General features: G+C 58.7%; 12 protein-coding genes and 1 pseudogene. 6 read left to right on the forward strand and 7 right to left on the reverse strand.

Annotated elements, in window-relative coordinates; translation table 11 throughout:
• Nucleotides 1–16 precede the first annotated feature (16 nt).
• The 7 genes from IE116_RS17255 to dnaA form a co-directional block, all read right to left on the reverse strand.
• On the reverse strand, nt 17–613 hold the full coding sequence (locus tag IE116_RS17255; RefSeq protein WP_189614157.1) for a primase 1D-like protein: 597 nt from the start codon (nt 611–613) through the stop codon (nt 17–19).
• Nucleotides 613–2067, reverse strand: a complete 1455-nt coding sequence (gene dgt / locus IE116_RS17260) for a dGTPase (protein ID WP_189614158.1) — start codon at nt 2065–2067, stop codon at nt 613–615. Before dgt ends, IE116_RS17255 begins: the two co-directional genes overlap by 1 nt.
• A 38-nt stretch (nt 2068–2105) precedes the next feature.
• Nucleotides 2106–3017, reverse strand: coding sequence for a hypothetical protein (locus IE116_RS17265; protein WP_189614159.1), 912 nt, complete (start codon nt 3015–3017; stop codon nt 2106–2108).
• Entirely contained in the window at nt 2977–3654 is a 678-nt protein-coding gene (locus tag IE116_RS17270; protein ID WP_189614160.1) for a hypothetical protein, read from the reverse strand. The genes IE116_RS17265 and IE116_RS17270 overlap by 41 nt, the downstream gene beginning before the upstream one ends.
• Nucleotides 3655–3918: 264 nt before the next feature.
• The gene (gene gyrB, locus IE116_RS17275; protein WP_229828493.1) at nt 3919–6315 is read right to left on the reverse strand and encodes a DNA topoisomerase (ATP-hydrolyzing) subunit B; all 2397 of its coding nucleotides are present in this window, start codon (nt 6313–6315) and stop codon (nt 3919–3921) included.
• A gap of 214 nt (nt 6316–6529) precedes the next feature.
• Nucleotides 6530–7636 carry a DNA polymerase III subunit beta gene (gene dnaN, locus IE116_RS17280; RefSeq protein ID WP_189614161.1) on the reverse strand — a complete coding sequence of 369 codons (1107 nt, stop codon included), beginning with the start codon at nt 7634–7636 and terminating at the stop codon, nt 6530–6532.
• Between the two features lie 169 nt (nt 7637–7805).
• A complete protein-coding gene (gene dnaA, locus IE116_RS17285) occupies nt 7806–9374 on the reverse strand; it encodes a chromosomal replication initiator protein DnaA (RefSeq protein WP_189614162.1) in 1569 nt (522 codons plus the stop codon).
• Between the two features lie 419 nt (nt 9375–9793).
• Between dnaA and rpmH the strand changes: the two genes are divergently transcribed.
• The 6 genes and pseudogenes from rpmH (at nt 9794) to IE116_RS17315 (ending at nt 15038) form a co-directional block, all read left to right on the forward strand.
• Nucleotides 9794–9928 carry a 50S ribosomal protein L34 gene (gene rpmH, locus IE116_RS17290; RefSeq protein ID WP_179582598.1) on the forward strand — a complete coding sequence of 45 codons (135 nt, stop codon included), beginning with the start codon at nt 9794–9796 and terminating at the stop codon, nt 9926–9928.
• A 92-nt stretch (nt 9929–10020) separates the two neighbouring features.
• A pseudogene (locus IE116_RS17295) lies at nt 10021–10413 on the forward strand (ribonuclease P protein component); the annotation flags it as partial.
• Nucleotides 10414–10594: 181 nt separating this feature from the next.
• Nucleotides 10595–10879: a membrane protein insertion efficiency factor YidD gene (yidD, locus tag IE116_RS17300; protein ID WP_229828494.1), complete on the forward strand. Its 285-nt coding sequence runs from the start codon at nt 10595–10597 to the stop codon at nt 10877–10879.
• Between the two features lie 63 nt (nt 10880–10942).
• Nucleotides 10943–12622, forward strand: a complete 1680-nt coding sequence (gene yidC, locus IE116_RS17305; RefSeq protein WP_189614165.1) for a membrane protein insertase YidC — start codon at nt 10943–10945, stop codon at nt 12620–12622.
• Nucleotides 12623–12767: 145 nt separating this feature from the next.
• Nucleotides 12768–14237 (forward strand): tRNA uridine-5-carboxymethylaminomethyl(34) synthesis GTPase MnmE, encoded by a 1470-nt coding sequence (mnmE, locus tag IE116_RS17310; protein WP_189614729.1) that lies wholly within the window; start codon nt 12768–12770, stop codon nt 14235–14237.
• Nucleotides 14238–14345: 108 nt separating this feature from the next.
• Entirely contained in the window at nt 14346–15038 is a 693-nt protein-coding gene (locus IE116_RS17315) for a helix-turn-helix transcriptional regulator (protein WP_189614166.1), read from the forward strand.
• Nucleotides 15039–15075 lie beyond the last annotated feature (37 nt).

A 15075-nucleotide genomic window follows, 5' to 3' on the forward strand; every position in this document is an offset into this window, starting at 1 on the left:
TGCGATAGCGGGAAACTCAATCAGCGGAAAATAAAGTCCATGATTGTCTGCCCGTGTGGATTCTGCGCGGTAGACCAACGTAATTCGACGTATTTTTAGTCCATCGAAGGGCGGAATAGCCAGCTAGCAGGCGGTGACCAATCCACCTAGGATCAACTGTGGCGTCGAATCTAGGGGCGTTAGCGAGCAGCAGCAAACCCATGAATTTCACCCATGACTGTGTGTTGAGCAAATCTGTGCCATAGCCATGAAAAGATCTACCGCTCTCGAACCAGATAAATGGTTGCGGGACTGCTGACTGTAGAAAACCTTCCAACTTCATCAGATGAGCGCGAGCGGACGTCGCCATGTCGATCATTGATAGGTGGCGAACGCTGCCGTCCGTCATCCGCAAATCCGAGTGCAATGCCAATTCATGATGCAGCGGCGTCCCGGCCATTAGATCAACGATAAAGCTGGGATCGGCGAACTGAGCTTTACTAACATAGAAAATGTGCCGCGCGTCCGCTACGGTACGCGGTTCATAACAATAATAACTAAATGGGATCGAAGCGACCCCATTGACGCTTTGAATAACACGTCGCACATGCCAATAAGGATGCAGCTCGAACATCAAAGTCGCATTCCTGATAAAGTTCTATATGTTGTCATGGCGAAATCATCAGTCATACCAGAGATAAAATCTACCACCAAATGGGCCCGCGCATTCCACTCAATGATGCTATTGGTACTATTTTGCATTAGCCCAAGATCGTGCCGATACACCTTGAGATAGCGGGGCGGAAATAACTTCAACAATTTTGGCTCCAACAAAAACTTTCTTCCATTGGAATCGGTGCTTTCTCCATCGCACACACGCTTAAAGTCCTTATCAGACAGCCTTAATAATGGACTAATTTGGTCCAGAAGCCCCGTTATCGCATTGAAGCCTGCAATTTCTACACGTTGAATAGACTCGTGTGTGTATACGTATTCACGGCAATAATCTTTTAGAACCTTAAGAATGAACCCGGGTGGTTCGCTTTCAGTGAGCAGCGGGCCCATGGTTCCCGTAGCGATCTCAGCCCCATTCTCGAGAAATCGCCTCGCCGTATATTGCACAATACCCGCATTCAAGATAGTGCGAAAATCTGTATATGTGTACTCATTCGTTGCCGACAGAGCGCGCATATTAGCCAACGCCTTCGCGATTTCGGCATGCATAGGAGCATCGGTTGCAAATTCTTTGGCTAAGTAACGCCTTTCAATTTCGCGCAAGGCAGGTTCTTGCTGGACTATTCCTTTTTCAAACGAATCTTCGAGATCACTTATGCAATATGCTATATCGTCCGCTGCTTCCATAATGTAGGCGAGTGGAAGGCGCCGAGGATTGGACTCAGTAAAATCATCCCAAATACATTGCACGATGGTCCATTCGGTCGAGAAAAAACCCATTCGTTTAGCAAACCCAATGCGATCTGCTGGCGCACTGTTATGACTTCCGACGTACTTTAAAAACGCTCCTAGCGTAGTCTTCGTTAAATTCAATCCGAATTCGTCCCGATTCCACTGCAGTTTGCTTACAACTCGAAGACCCTGAGGGTTGCCATCAAAGCGTCGAAAGTCATTCAATGCGTCGTCTAATGGGGACTCGTCTTTATCTCGCCAGTTGATCGCAGCTCGAAGACAAATTAAGCCGTTGCCAGAGAACCATTCCTGAATAGCGCTTTCGCCAAAGTGGCCGAACGGCGGATTGCCAATATCATGCATCAGGCATGCAGTTTCGACGAAATTGACCAAGGCTCCTTGCTGCAATGCGGATAAAACCTGATTTTGCACCAAATTTTGACCAATTTCATCGGCTATATACCGGCCTAATTGCGACACCTCCAGTGAGTGGGTAAGGCGACTGCGAACCGCTGCGTTGGGTTCCATTGAGAAGACTTGAGCTTTCTGTTGAAGTCGTCGGAATGCAGGACTAAAAAGCACGCGGCCACGATCGCTTTCGGACTCTGTTAGAATACTTCGGCCTGTCCTTGTGGACTGCCGCAAGCGATCATTGCTCAGAAGCTTTTGATAATCGATCATTATTGTTTTCCCGTAGCTTGTTCAACAAAACACAGTGCCTAATCTCTTAGAAGGCCGAACTTGCAGCCCTCGATCACTTCCTTCAGTGCAGCAGATTCAGACCTCACCTCATGTTGAATTCGCGCTATCACGTTGCGCCATAGATTCTGTGCGTCTTCTGGTGAAGATTTAACGGTGGCAAATCGCCAGTACAATTCCGCGTCCCACCACAGCGATGGGTCTACGGCGTTCGTCTTGGCGCCCTCAAAGTAAAAACTCGACCAGCTCAATAGCGTTTCGGAAATCCGAAGATCCACCGCTGCACGACGAAATGCCAGCTTTCCTGGCTTTGTGTGTTTGTCTATTGCCACCCAGTAGGGAAACGGGGGCACGGTTGCATATGTCTCGGAGGCCAATGCTGGTTTCTCCGTGACGGTGAAGTACGTACCTGCGAGCACGAATGCCTTGTCCCACGGCCAACTCGCCTGTGAGAAAGCCCTCTTCGCAGCATAAACAAAGCTGTGATCCTCCGGGGGAGCAAGGTCGATCGCCCATCTAAAGAAGTCGTTTGGTCGCTCGCACGCTGCGGCAACGATCTTCAGAGCCTTACGCTCAGGTGCAAAATCGAGGACTGAGTAGTCGCCCTCAACCAGTGCGTGCGCGAGCGTGCCAAGACCAGCGGCACTTTTATTCTTAGTCTTCGATGCAATGCTGCTTAATCTCGCTATGCTGGGTGTGCTTTTAGCAAGCAATTTGGCATCCCGCCAACACTCTTCGAACAATATAATTTGAGCACGACTGTTAAGCCAAGAAGAGTCTGACATCAAAGCTAGTTTGCCTGCCACTTTCTCTACAATTTCTATATTACCTCTGCGAACCGCTTTTTGTAGAGCCGACCGCAACAATGCTCTCAAATTCACCTCAAAACAGTTAGACTTCAAAATACTGTGTCCGTGCTGAACTTGCTTCATATGTGGCACCACACTTGCAATTTATTCTGCAGTGCCGTCTTATGACGTCCGTTCCGACCAGACTCTTGCCGAGGCTTCGAACTAAAGCATGCTGTGCTTTGTCAAAAATTTCCTCTGCATCTTTATTTAAGCTCGGGTAATCTAGAACGATTCTGTCCAATTTATCAGAAAATTTAATCACTTTAGTTGGAGTACGTATCACCAACATCTGATTAAAATCTCCTGCACTGAACCCCTCGTCCAGGCGATCGGCATCTGCGAAGTACCGGTCCTCATGTGACGTCGTGGTTTTCCATCGTGTCGGATTTGACCGAGTAATAAGCACACGAGTCTCTTCGTCCAAATCGTCGAGGAAGTCCAAGTCGAACGTAAACAGTACCGGACCATAAAGATTGATATTTGATATTCTTGAATGTATGTCGACCGTGTCCAGAAATATATCGCCCCAAACTCCTAACTGTTGATCAAGTGCATCAGTGTATTGAACTGACTGCGGTAGACCCCGTTGTTCCACTATTTGCCTTGATGCAAGTCCGCCTATCTCAAGGAGGCTGCAACTGGTTTTCACGCTGTTTGCATGATGTAGTCCTCTGACGCCATGCCGTTCAAGTATTGCCCGCACTTCTGGACCTTTCATATTCGTCTCTCCTCACCTGTTCGTATTCGTAAGTATTTATACCTTGCTTGGTGAGTATTGGCAACAAACAGTGCGTGCGATCCAAAACAGATTAGCTGGCCTCAAAGTACACTTAGCGCTGTGCACGAGTGTTTACTTAGCGCGGCTGACTAGATTAGCGTCTGTGCTTGCTTAGCAATCTACCCAGACGATATTTGCACTGCGTGAACAACTGAAGCAAAAAAAGCCGTCTGTCGACGGCTTTTCTTTTCAAACGGCGAACACTTAAATATCAATATTCCCCGCCATCAACGCATGCTTCTCAATGAACGCACGTCGTGGCTCAACATGATCCCCCATCAGCGTTGTAAAAATCTCATCCGCTGAAATAGCATCCTCGATCTGCACCTTCATCAAACGCCGCACGGTCGGATCCATCGTCGTCTCCCACAGCTGCGCAGGGTTCATCTCACCCAGGCCCTTATACCGCTGCTTGGAAATCGACCGTTCCGCTTCGGCCCGCAGCCAGTGCATGACTTCACGGAAGTCATTCACATACATTTCCTTGGCCTTCTCGCCTTCACCGCGAACAATGCGACCACGTTCGCCAATCAAGCCCTGGAACGTTTCCGCAGCGTGATGAAGAATCCCGTAATCCGACCCGGCAACGAATGCTTCGTCGATCACGCTGACGCGGATGTTGCCGTGGTGGTTGCGGTGGACTTCCAGGCGCCATTTTTCGGCGGCTTCGTCGTACTTGGCGTAGACCTGCACCATGCCGGGCAGCGACGGATTTTCCAGGGCGGTTTGCAGACGCTCGGCGGAGGCCGCGGCGGCGGCTTCGTTGGTGACGTCGACGACGGTGCCTTGGACGATCGCACTTAAGGTCTTTTCGTCGATGAAGCGGGTGACGCGGGCGATGACGGCGTCGGCCAGGTTGTACTGACGGGCGAGTTCGGTCAGTGCGTCACCGGCGATGGGGTCGGCGCCTTCGGTGGGGTAGAGCTTGGCGTCTTTGAGCGCCAGCGTCAGCATGAACGCGGTTTCTTCGTCCTCGTCCTTCAGGTACCTTTCTTCGCGGCCGACTTTGACCTTGAAGAGCGGCGGCTGGGCGATGTAGATGTGGCCGCGTTCGATCAGCATGGGCAGCTGACGATAGAAGAAGGTCAGCAGCAAGGTGCGGATGTGGGCGCCATCGACGTCCGCGTCGGTCATGATGATGATGCGGTGGTAGCGCAGCTTGTCGATGTTGAAGTCTTCAGCGCCAATGCTGGTGCCCAACGCGGTGATCAGCGTGGCGATCTGTTCGGACGCGATCAGTTTGTCGAAGCGGGCCTTTTCGACGTTCAGCACCTTGCCGCGCAGGGGCAAAATCGCCTGGAATTTACGGTCGCGGCCTTGCTTGGCCGAGCCGCCTGCCGAGTCGCCCTCGACCACGTAGATTTCGGACAGTGCCGGGTCTTTTTCCTGGCAGTCGGCCAGTTTGCCGGGCAGGCCGGCGCCTTCGAGCACGCCTTTGCGGCGGGTCATTTCGCGGGCCTTGCGGGCGGCTTCACGGGCACGCGCGGCTTCGACGATCTTGGCGCACAGGGCCTTGGCGTCGATCGGGCGTTCCTGCAGCCAGGTGTCGAGCGCGCGGCCCACGGCGTCTTCCACCGCGGGGCGCACTTCGCTCGAGACCAGCTTGTCTTTGGTCTGGCTGCTGAACTTGGGATCGGGCACCTTGACGGACAGTACGCAGGTCAGGCCTTCGCGCATGTCGTCGCCGGTGGTCTCGACCTTGGCTTTCTTGGCCATGTCGTTCTGTTCGATGTACTTGTTCAGCACGCGCGTCATCGCGGCGCGCAGGCCGGTCAGGTGGGTGCCGCCGTCGCGCTGCGGAATGTTGTTCGTGAAGCAGAGGACGCTTTCGGTATAGCTGTCGTTCCACTGCATGGCGATCTCGACGCCCACGGGCACACCGCCGGCGGCCGATTCCACGGCAACGTTGAACACGTTCGGGTGCAGCACGGTCTTGGCACGGTTGATGTAGTCAACGAAGCCCTTCACGCCGCCACTGAACGCAAAGTCTTCTTCCTTGCCCTGGCGCTGGTCGACCAGCTTGATCTTGACGCCGTTGTTCAGGAACGAGAGTTCACGCAGGCGCTTGGCCAGGATCTCGTAGTGGAATTCGACGTTCGTGAAGATGCTGACGTCGGCCAGGAAGTGCACTTCGGTGCCGCGCTTTTCGGTCGGGCCGACCTTGGCCAGCGGTTCGACGCGCGCGCCTTGGCGGAACTCCATCTTGTAGACGTCGCCGTTACGGTAGATGGTCAGGCGCAGCCATTCGGACAGCGCGTTCACGCAGGACACGCCCACGCCGTGCAGGCCGCCTGAGACCTTGTACGAGTTCTGGTCGAATTTGCCGCCGGCATGCAGTTCGGTCATGACGATTTCGGCAGCGCTGCGCTGGAATTCGTCGTCCTTGTGGATGTCGGTCGGAATCCCGCGGCCGTTGTCGGTCACGGAAATGGAATTGTCGGTGTGGATGGTCACGACGATTTCGTCGCAATGACCGGCAAGCGCTTCGTCGATTGCGTTGTCGACCACCTCGAACACCATGTGGTGCAGGCCGGTGCCATCGGACGTGTCGCCGATGTACATGCCTGGCCGCTTGCGCACGGCCTCCAGCCCCTTGAGCATCTTGATCGAGTCGGAGCCATAGGCATCCGACGCCCCCACGATGTGGGCATCGATCGCCGTGTTCGACGTCAGGTGGCTGTTATCCGTGGCGCCATTTTCCGGCGAAGTGTTCTGTTCGGTCATAAGCGTGTAAACCATCCACACTGCCGAGCCCTGTGACACCGGGCCGGGCAGTTAAAAAACTACAAGACGATAGAAAGCAGACTGCGGCGCGTCAGATGCGCATGGGCATCACGACGTACTTGAAGTCAGCGTTGTCGGGCAGCGTAATCAGCGCCGACGAGTTGGCGTCACCGACGCCCCACTGCACTGTTTCCGCTTTCAGGTTGCCCAGCACGTCGAGCAGGTAGCTGACGTTGAACCCGATATCGAGCGCCTCGAAACTGAAGTCGATATCGAGTTCTTCCTGCGCTTCTTCCTGTTCGGCGTTGCTGGCCGAGATTTTCAATACGTGATCGGCCATCTGCATCCGGACACCCTTGAACTTGTCGGTGGTCAGGATGGCGGCGCGCTGCAGGCTGCGTTGCAGGGCTTCGCGGGCGATCAGGAAATGCTTGGTGTAGCCGCTGGGGATCACGCGCTGGTAGTCGGGGAACTTGCCTTCGACCAGCTTGGAGATCAGTTCGATTTCCGCAAAACGGAAACGGATCTGGTTGGCGGCCACGTCGATCTGGACGGGTTCTTCGGAATCATCCAGCAGGCGCAGCAGTTCCAGCACGGTCTTGCGCGGAATGATGACTTCCTGCTTGGGCGATTCGGTCTCGGTCGTGACCGAGCAATAGGCCAGGCGGTGACCGTCGGTCGACACGCAGCGCACGTCAAAGCCGTCGATAACCAGCAGCATGCCATTCAGGTAATACCGGATGTCCTGCTGGGCCATTGCGAAATGGACCATGTTCAGCAGATGCTTGAACGACTTTTGCGTCATGGTGAGCGACGCATTCCAGGTCGCCGGCTGGGCGACCGTGGGGAATTCCTCGGCGGCAAGGGTCTGCAGCGCAAAGCGGCTCTTGCCGGATTGCACGGACAGTTTCTTGTTCGCCAGCGACAGCGAAACGTCGCCCGTATCGGGCAGGGCGCGCAGGATGTCCAGCAGCTTGCGCGCCGCGACCGTCGTCGATTCAGACGCATCACCCACGCCGAAGTCGGCATGGGTGGTGATCTGAACCTCGATATCGGTCGATACGAACGACACGCGGCTGCCGTCCTTGCGCAACAGGATGTTGGCGAGGATGGGGAGCGTGTGCCGACGCTCCACGATCCCTGACACGGTCGCGAGCGGCTTGAGGAGGGCGTCGCGTGAGGCTTTCACCAATTGCATATCCAATCCTTCTTGGGGTTGGTCGTTAAATAGGAGCCTGTGGATAACTCGAACATCAGCAAATCGTATTTTAAATCAACAGCTTGGTTGCTCTGCGGGGCGACCCTGCCGCAAGCGTGGCGCGAGTATGCCGAAGGACCATGTCATCCGTGCGCGTCACGGGCGGCGGTCAGCCCTTCAGCGTCTGTTCGAGGACATGCAACGAGTGGTTCAGCTCGGCCTGTTTGGTCCGGGCTTCTGAAATCTTTCGTACGGCGTGCAATACGGTGGTGTGATCGCGGCCGCCAAACAGCTCGCCAATTTCCGGCAAGCTTTTCTGGGTCAGTTCCTTGGCCAAATACATGGCGATCTGCCTTGGCAGAGCGATATTGGCCGGCCGGCGCTTCGAATACATGTCAGCGACTTTGATCTTGTAGAAGTCGGCGACCGTTTTCTGAATGTTTTCCACGGTGATCTGCCCGTTGGATACCGACAGCAGATCCTTCAGGGCGTCCTTGCACACTTCCACGCCAATGGCGCGGCCGTGGAACTTGGCATAGGCCAGCACCTTGCGCAGCGCGCCTTCCAGTTCGCGCACATTGCTGCGCAAATGTTTGGCAATAAAGAATGCACATTCTTCGGGCAGCGGCATGCCTTCGGTTTCTGCTTTCTTGAGCAGAATGGCGACCCGCATTTCCAGTTCCGGCGGTTCAATCGCGCAGGTCAGACCGGAATCGAACCGCGAAATCAGGCGATCGTCGATACCGGCCAGTTCTTTTGGATAGGTGTCGCTGGTAATGATGATCTGCTTGCGCAGCGATACCAGCGCCTCGAACGCATAGAAGAATTCTTCTTGCGTGCGGTTCTTGCCCGAAAAGAACTGAATGTCGTCGATCAGCAGCAGATCGAGCGAATGGTAATACCGCTTGAATTCGTCAAACGCCTTGCGCTGATAGGCCTTGACCACGTCGGACACGAATTGTTCGGCGTGGATATACCGCACCCGGGCGCCGCTGTTGTCGGCCACCATGGAATTGCCGATCGCGTGGATCAGGTGGGTCTTGCCCAGCCCGACGCCGCCATATAGAAACAGGGGGTTATAGGACGTGCCGGGATTTTCGGCCACCTGCAACGCCGCGGCGCGAGCCAGCTGGTTGGCCTTGCCCGTCACGAAGTTGTCGAAGGTCAGGTCGACATTGAGACGCGAGCGCTCGTAAATACCCGTGGCTTCGTTCAGATCAGACTTGGCGTTATGCACAGGCGCGCGAACACCGCCGCCATCGGACCCTTGCTGGCCGCCGCCATTGCTCGGACCTGTATACGGGCCGGAGTAGGGGCCCGTCTGCTGCGCCGGCAGGTTGCCGTTGCCCTGGCCGTTATAGCTGGGGCCGTCGCCGGGATAGGTGGGCTGCTGGGCGCGCGGCTGCGAGGGCGCATGACTGTGCCCCTGGCTGGGCTGTTGCAGGTGCTGCAGGCCATTTTGCGACCGGGGCGGGGGAGGTTCGACCGCGCGAGGGGCGTCGAGCTCGAACTTCACCTGTATCGGCCGCTGGAACCATTCAGCCGCGATCGATTCGATGCGGCCGCAGTAGTTGCTGCGTACCCAGTCCATCTTGAACCGGTTCGGCGCAGCCACACGCAAGACCCCGGCGGACTCGTCGAAGGCCACCGGAACGAGCGGCCGGATCCACGCACTGAATTGCTGTGGCGGCAGTTCGCGCTCGAGCGTCTGGGCGCAGGTTTGCCAAAAATCTTCCATGAATCTCGCTAGAGGGGTCGGGCAGGTACAGGACGGGCAGCTTGCCTGGGCGGAGCCGATGACTGCCGTACGCAGGGCTCACGCGAAGCGGTAAAACGCCGATCCGAAACGATCCATTCTACTCCTCCAGGACCAAGTTATCCACAGGGAAGCCACTATTCCCCACGTCTTCAGGCGGCTGCGGCATTGACAGACGCTCAGAAGTTTGATGAAATGTAAGGCTGTCCGGAGTTTGGAGCGCTTGCTTGCGCCCAAATCGGACGAGAAGTCGCAGTAAAAGTCACCGCAAGAATCATCGGAAAGGCCCTGGGTTGGTAGCAGGCCTGCGGTTCCTGTCTTGTACGTTCACGTACTGGTAGATGGGGGCGGCAGCGAGCTAGGCAATACTCCGGGGCGGCCAACCACCAACCGGAATCGTCATGAAACGTACTTATCAGCCTTCAGTTACCCGCCGCAAGCGCACCCACGGTTTCCGTGTGCGCATGTCCACCCGTGCAGGCCGCGCGATCATCAACGCGCGCCGCGCCAAGGGCCGCAAGCGCCTGGCTGTATAAACGCCACGTCCACACGGGGTGTCCGTGCCTTGGCGGGCGTGTCTTGCCGCTGAACAGAACAGGTATGGGATCAACCACCTCGTGACCAGGTCATGTCGTTGACATCGCGCGCGTCGTTTCCCGGCACAGCGCGGCTGCGTAGTCCGGCGGAATTCGCCCCTGCGCTAAAAGGGCGCCGCCTTGCAAGAGGGGCGCTTTTTGTTTTGAGCGTCGCACCTGCGGGTGCCGACGCCACGATGGCCGATCCTGCGGCGGCGCCCCAGGCGCGCCTGGGCCTGGTCATCGGCAAACGCTATGCACCCCTGTCGGTCAGCAGGAACGCGATTAAACGCGTGATCCGGGAAGCCTTCCGCCACAAGCGGCTGGCTCTGCCTGCGGGCGACTACGTGGTGCGGCTGCACACGCGGATCCCGTCTGTCTCGTTGACCGCGCTCAAGCACATGACCCGTCTGGAGATGGACGGGCATTGGCTGCGCGCGGCCCGGGCCAGTCGTGCCGACCGCCCACCCGAACCCCGCCCGCGGGCCGTGGACAACGCAGTGACGCCCGACAAAGGTGCGGAACGTGATGGAACTCGTGTCTGAACAGGATGCCCAAGCTCAGCAGGACGCCCAGGGCCAGGCTGCAGAAGGCCAGGGCGGCGGCCTTCCTCGTGGATCGACGCCGCTGCGGCGCCTGCTGATATGGCCTATCCGTTTCTACCGTTATTTCCTGAGCCCCTGGATCGGCCAGTCCTGCCGGTTCACGCCCACCTGCTCCGTGTACACGATGGAAGCCATCGAGACGCATGGCGCGGGGGCCGGCGTGTATCTGGGGTTCAAGCGTATTTGCCGGTGCCACCCGTTTTCTCCGGGTGGTCTGGATCCCGTGCCGCCCGTGCCCGGCGCAGCTGGCCGACGCACTGCCGACACATCCTCCACCGATCATTCCACTTCCAAGCCGCCTGTATGAGATCTGTCAGCTCAAGGCAGCTAAACTAGCGGACTTTGCCGCGACGACTGGAACCAACCGTCCATGGACATGCAACGCACCATCCTCTGGATGATCTTCTCGCTCTCCCTCCTGTTCCTATGGGATGGATGGCAAAAATACAATGGACAGCCGTCCATGTTCGGCACGACGCCGGTCAAGACCGCGACCACCGACGCCAAGCCGCCGGTGACTGCGCCTGACGGCAGCATTCCGTCGGCCGCGCCTGGCGCGGTGGCCGGCAGCACCGCGGTGCCTGGCTCGGCCCCCGCGCCGGCGCCAGTCGAAGCCAAAGCTGAAAAGATCGTCGTCACGACCGACGTGCTGCGCCTGACCTTCGATACCCTGGGCGCCCAGATCGTCAAGGCCGAGCTGCTCAAGCAGCCCGACGTCGAAGACCAGACCAAGCCCACCGTGCTGCTCGACGAATCGGCCAGCCGCACCTACCTTGCCCAGAGCGGCGTGGTCGGTGCACCGGCAGGCGCGGCGTTCCCGACGCATCGCACCCTGTTCCGTCCCGTCACCGACGCGCGCCAGCTGTCGGGCGACGCCATGGACGTGTCGTTCGAAGCCGAAAGCGGCGGCGTCAAGGTCATCAAGACCTTCACGCTGCGCCAGGGCCGCTACGACATCGACGTGCGCCACGACCTGTCCAACGTCAGCGATGCACCGCTTGCACCGTCGCTGTACCTGCAGCTGACGCGCGACGGCGGCAAGCCGCCCGGCGAAAGCCACTTCTACAGCACGTTCACAGGTCCGGCCATCTACACCTCGGAACACAAGTTCCAGAAGGTGCAGTTCAGCGACATCGACAAGAACAAGGCGACGTTCAACAAGGTCGCGAACGACGGCTGGCTGGGCATGGTGCAGCACTACTTTGCCGTGGCCTGGGTGCCGCCTGAAGGCGCGGCGCGCACGTACGACATGACCAAGCTCGACGGCAGCCTGTACGCCGTTCGCGCCGTGCAACCCGTGGGCACCCTGTCCCCGGGTACGGGCAACAGCGTCGAAGCCAAGCTCTGGATCGGTCCGCAAGATCAGCAGGCCATGGCTGCGGTTGCCCAAGGCCTGGACCTGGTCGTCGACTACGGCTGGCTGACCATCATCGCCAAGCCCGTGTTCCTGCTCATGACCTGGCTGCACTCGATCCTGGCCAACTGGGGCTGGACCATCGTGGCGCTGACCGTGCTGATCAAGCTGGCCTTCTATCCCCTGTCGGCCGCCGGCTACCGTTCGATGGCCCGCATGAAGAAGGTCACGCCGCGCATGACCGCGCTTCGCGACAAGTATAAGGACGATCGCACCAAGCTCAACACCGCGATGATGGAGCTGTACAAGAACGAGAAGATCAATCCGCTGGGCGGCTGCCTGCCGATGATCGTTCAGGTTCCGGTGTTCATCTCGCTGTACTGGGTGCTGCTGGCCTCGGTCGAAATGCGCAATGCGCCGTGGATCGGCTGGGTGCGTGACCTGGCTTCGCCCGATCCCTTCTTCATCCTGCCTGCATTGATGATGGGCACGATGTTCCTGCAGATGCGCCTGAACCCGAAACCGCCGGACCCAATGCAAGCCAAGGTCATGATGTTCATGCCCCTGGTGTTCGGCGGCATGATGTTCTTCTTCCCGGCCGGCCTGGTGCTGTACTGGGTGGTGAACAACCTCTTGTCCATCGCCCAGCAATGGTATGTGGGCAAGCAGGCGGACAAGGCGCTGGCAGCAGCGTAATGTCGTAGGATTGCCAAGCTGACCGGGTTCTTCGTTCGGACCCACTGTCAGTACACTTCACAGGCCGCCACGGTTTCCGGGCGGCCTGTGTTGTTTGCGGCGTCGTTTCCGTTGGCTTCGTTTTTCTCTTCAGGATCTTCCGATGATTTCCGATCACGACCCTATCGTTGCGATTGCAACTGCTCCCGGCCGCGGCGGCATCGGCGTCGTGCGCGTGTCGTCGCCTGCCCGGCTGGATGCGTTGATTGAAGCGATTGTTGGCAGGCCGCTCACGCCGCGGCATGCGCACTTCCTGCCGTTCAAGGATGCCAACGGCGTGCTGATCGATGAAGGCATCGCTTTGGCCTTTCCGGCGCCACATTCGTACACCGGCGAACACGTGGTCGAATTCCAGGGCCACGGTGGTCCGGTCGTGCTGCGGCGTTTGCTGGCGCGCTGCCTGGAAGCCGGGCGCGAGCAAGGCATCCGGCTGGCCGAGCCCGGAGAATTCACGCGGCGCGCCTTCCTGAATGATCGTATGGACCTGGCCCAGGCCGAGGCCGTTGCGGACTTGATCGATGCGTCGTCTGAAGCGGCGGCGCGCAGTGCCGCGGCATCGATGACGGGTGCGTTTTCGGAGCAGGTGACTGGCCTCGCCGACCGCATCGTGCACCTGCGCATGCTGGTTGAAGCGACCCTGGATTTTCCCGAAGAAGAGATCGAGTTCCTGGAAAAGTATCAGGCCCGCAGCGTGCTCGATGCGATCGCGTCGGACCTGTCGCACCTGCTTGCCCAGGCGCGCCAGGGCGCGATCCTGCGCGAAGGGTTGCACGTGGTGCTGGCCGGCCAGCCCAACGTCGGCAAATCGAGCTTGCTCAATGCGCTGGCCGGCTTCGAAGCCGCCATCGTCACGCCGATTGCGGGGACCACCCGCGACAAGGTCGTGCAGCAGATCACGATCGAAGGCGTGCCGCTGCACATCGTCGATACCGCAGGCTTGCGCGAGACGACGGATACGGTCGAGCAGATCGGCATTGCGCGGACGTGGGCCGAGATCGAACAGGCCGATGTGATCTTGCACCTGCTGGATGCGACGCAGCCGCAGCCTGAGCTGGATGCGGCGATCACGTCGCGCTTGCCAGCCAGGACGCCGGTGCTTGAGATTATCAACAAGATGGATCTGGTTGAGGGCGGCAACGATGGGGCGCGGGATAGCGCAGGGGATGCTGTTGATGCCCGCGCTGATGCCCGCATTGATGCCAACGTCGTCGCAGGCGGCGCCCCGGGGGTCGATGTCAACGCCAATGTCGCCGGCCACCCCGCCAAGCGCCTGGGCATCTCGGCATTGACGGGAGAAGGGCTCGATACGCTGCGGCAGGAGTTGCTCGCCATCGCCGGCTGGAACCCGTCAGGCGAATCGCCCTACCTGGCGCGCGAACGGCATATCCAGGCCCTGCTGCAGGCCGCCGGGCACCTGGAGATCGCCGGCGAGCATGCCGCGCTGAGCGATCGGGTGCTGGATCTGTTTGCCGAGGAATTGCGCTTGGCGCACGGCGCGTTGACGTCGATCACCGGAGAGTTCACGAGTGATGATCTGCTGGGGGTCATCTTTTCGCGCTTCTGTATTGGAAAGTGATCGCGGTGCTTTCACGTCGTGGATTGCATGGACGTCGCGGCTTGCATGGCCCGACACGGCAATGGTCCACCACGCTGTCGGACCCTTGCGCCGGGACCCGGACAACTGATGTCCCGCGCTGAACGTCTCCTCTCCCTCATGCAGCATCTGCGCGGCCACAAACATCCGGTGACCGGGACGACGCTCGCGGCGCAGATGGGCATCAGCGTGCGTACGCTGTACCGCGACATTGCGAGCCTGCAGGCGCAGGGCGCCGACATCACGGGCGAGCCGGGGGTGGGGTATGTGCTCAAGCCCGGCTATCTGCTGCCGCCGTTGATGTTTTCGGTGACCGAGCTGGAAGCCTTGGTGCTGGGCATGCGGTGGGTCAATCGCAGCACCGATGACGAACTGGGTGCGGCGGCGAAGCAGGCGATGGCCAAGATTTCGTCGGTGTTGCCGGCCGAGATGCGGCGCGAGCTGGACGCCAACACCTTGCTGGTGGGGCCGCGCGCCGATCCGCCCGGGTTGACCGAGCATCTACCGCAATTGCGGGACGCGATCCGGCGCGAACGCAAGCTGGATATCGACTACACCGACGCGAATGGGGCGGCCAGTTCGCGCACCATCTGGCCGTTTGCACTCGGCTTTTTCGAGCGGCAACGGGTCGTGGTCGCGTGGTGCGAGACGCGCGAGGGCTTCCGGCATTTTCGCGCGGATCGCCTGGTCAGCCTGACGACGCAGAACGTGCGCTACCCGCAGCGCCGGCTGGGCTTGCTGAAGCGGTGGCGCGCCGAGATGGGGATCACGGGCGAGCAGTGATCCTGCCCCGTTCACTACTGACAGAATCTGTCAGTGG

The organism is Pigmentiphaga litoralis (assembly GCF_014651835.1).
Lineage (GTDB): Bacteria > Pseudomonadota > Gammaproteobacteria > Burkholderiales > Burkholderiaceae_B > Pigmentiphaga > Pigmentiphaga litoralis.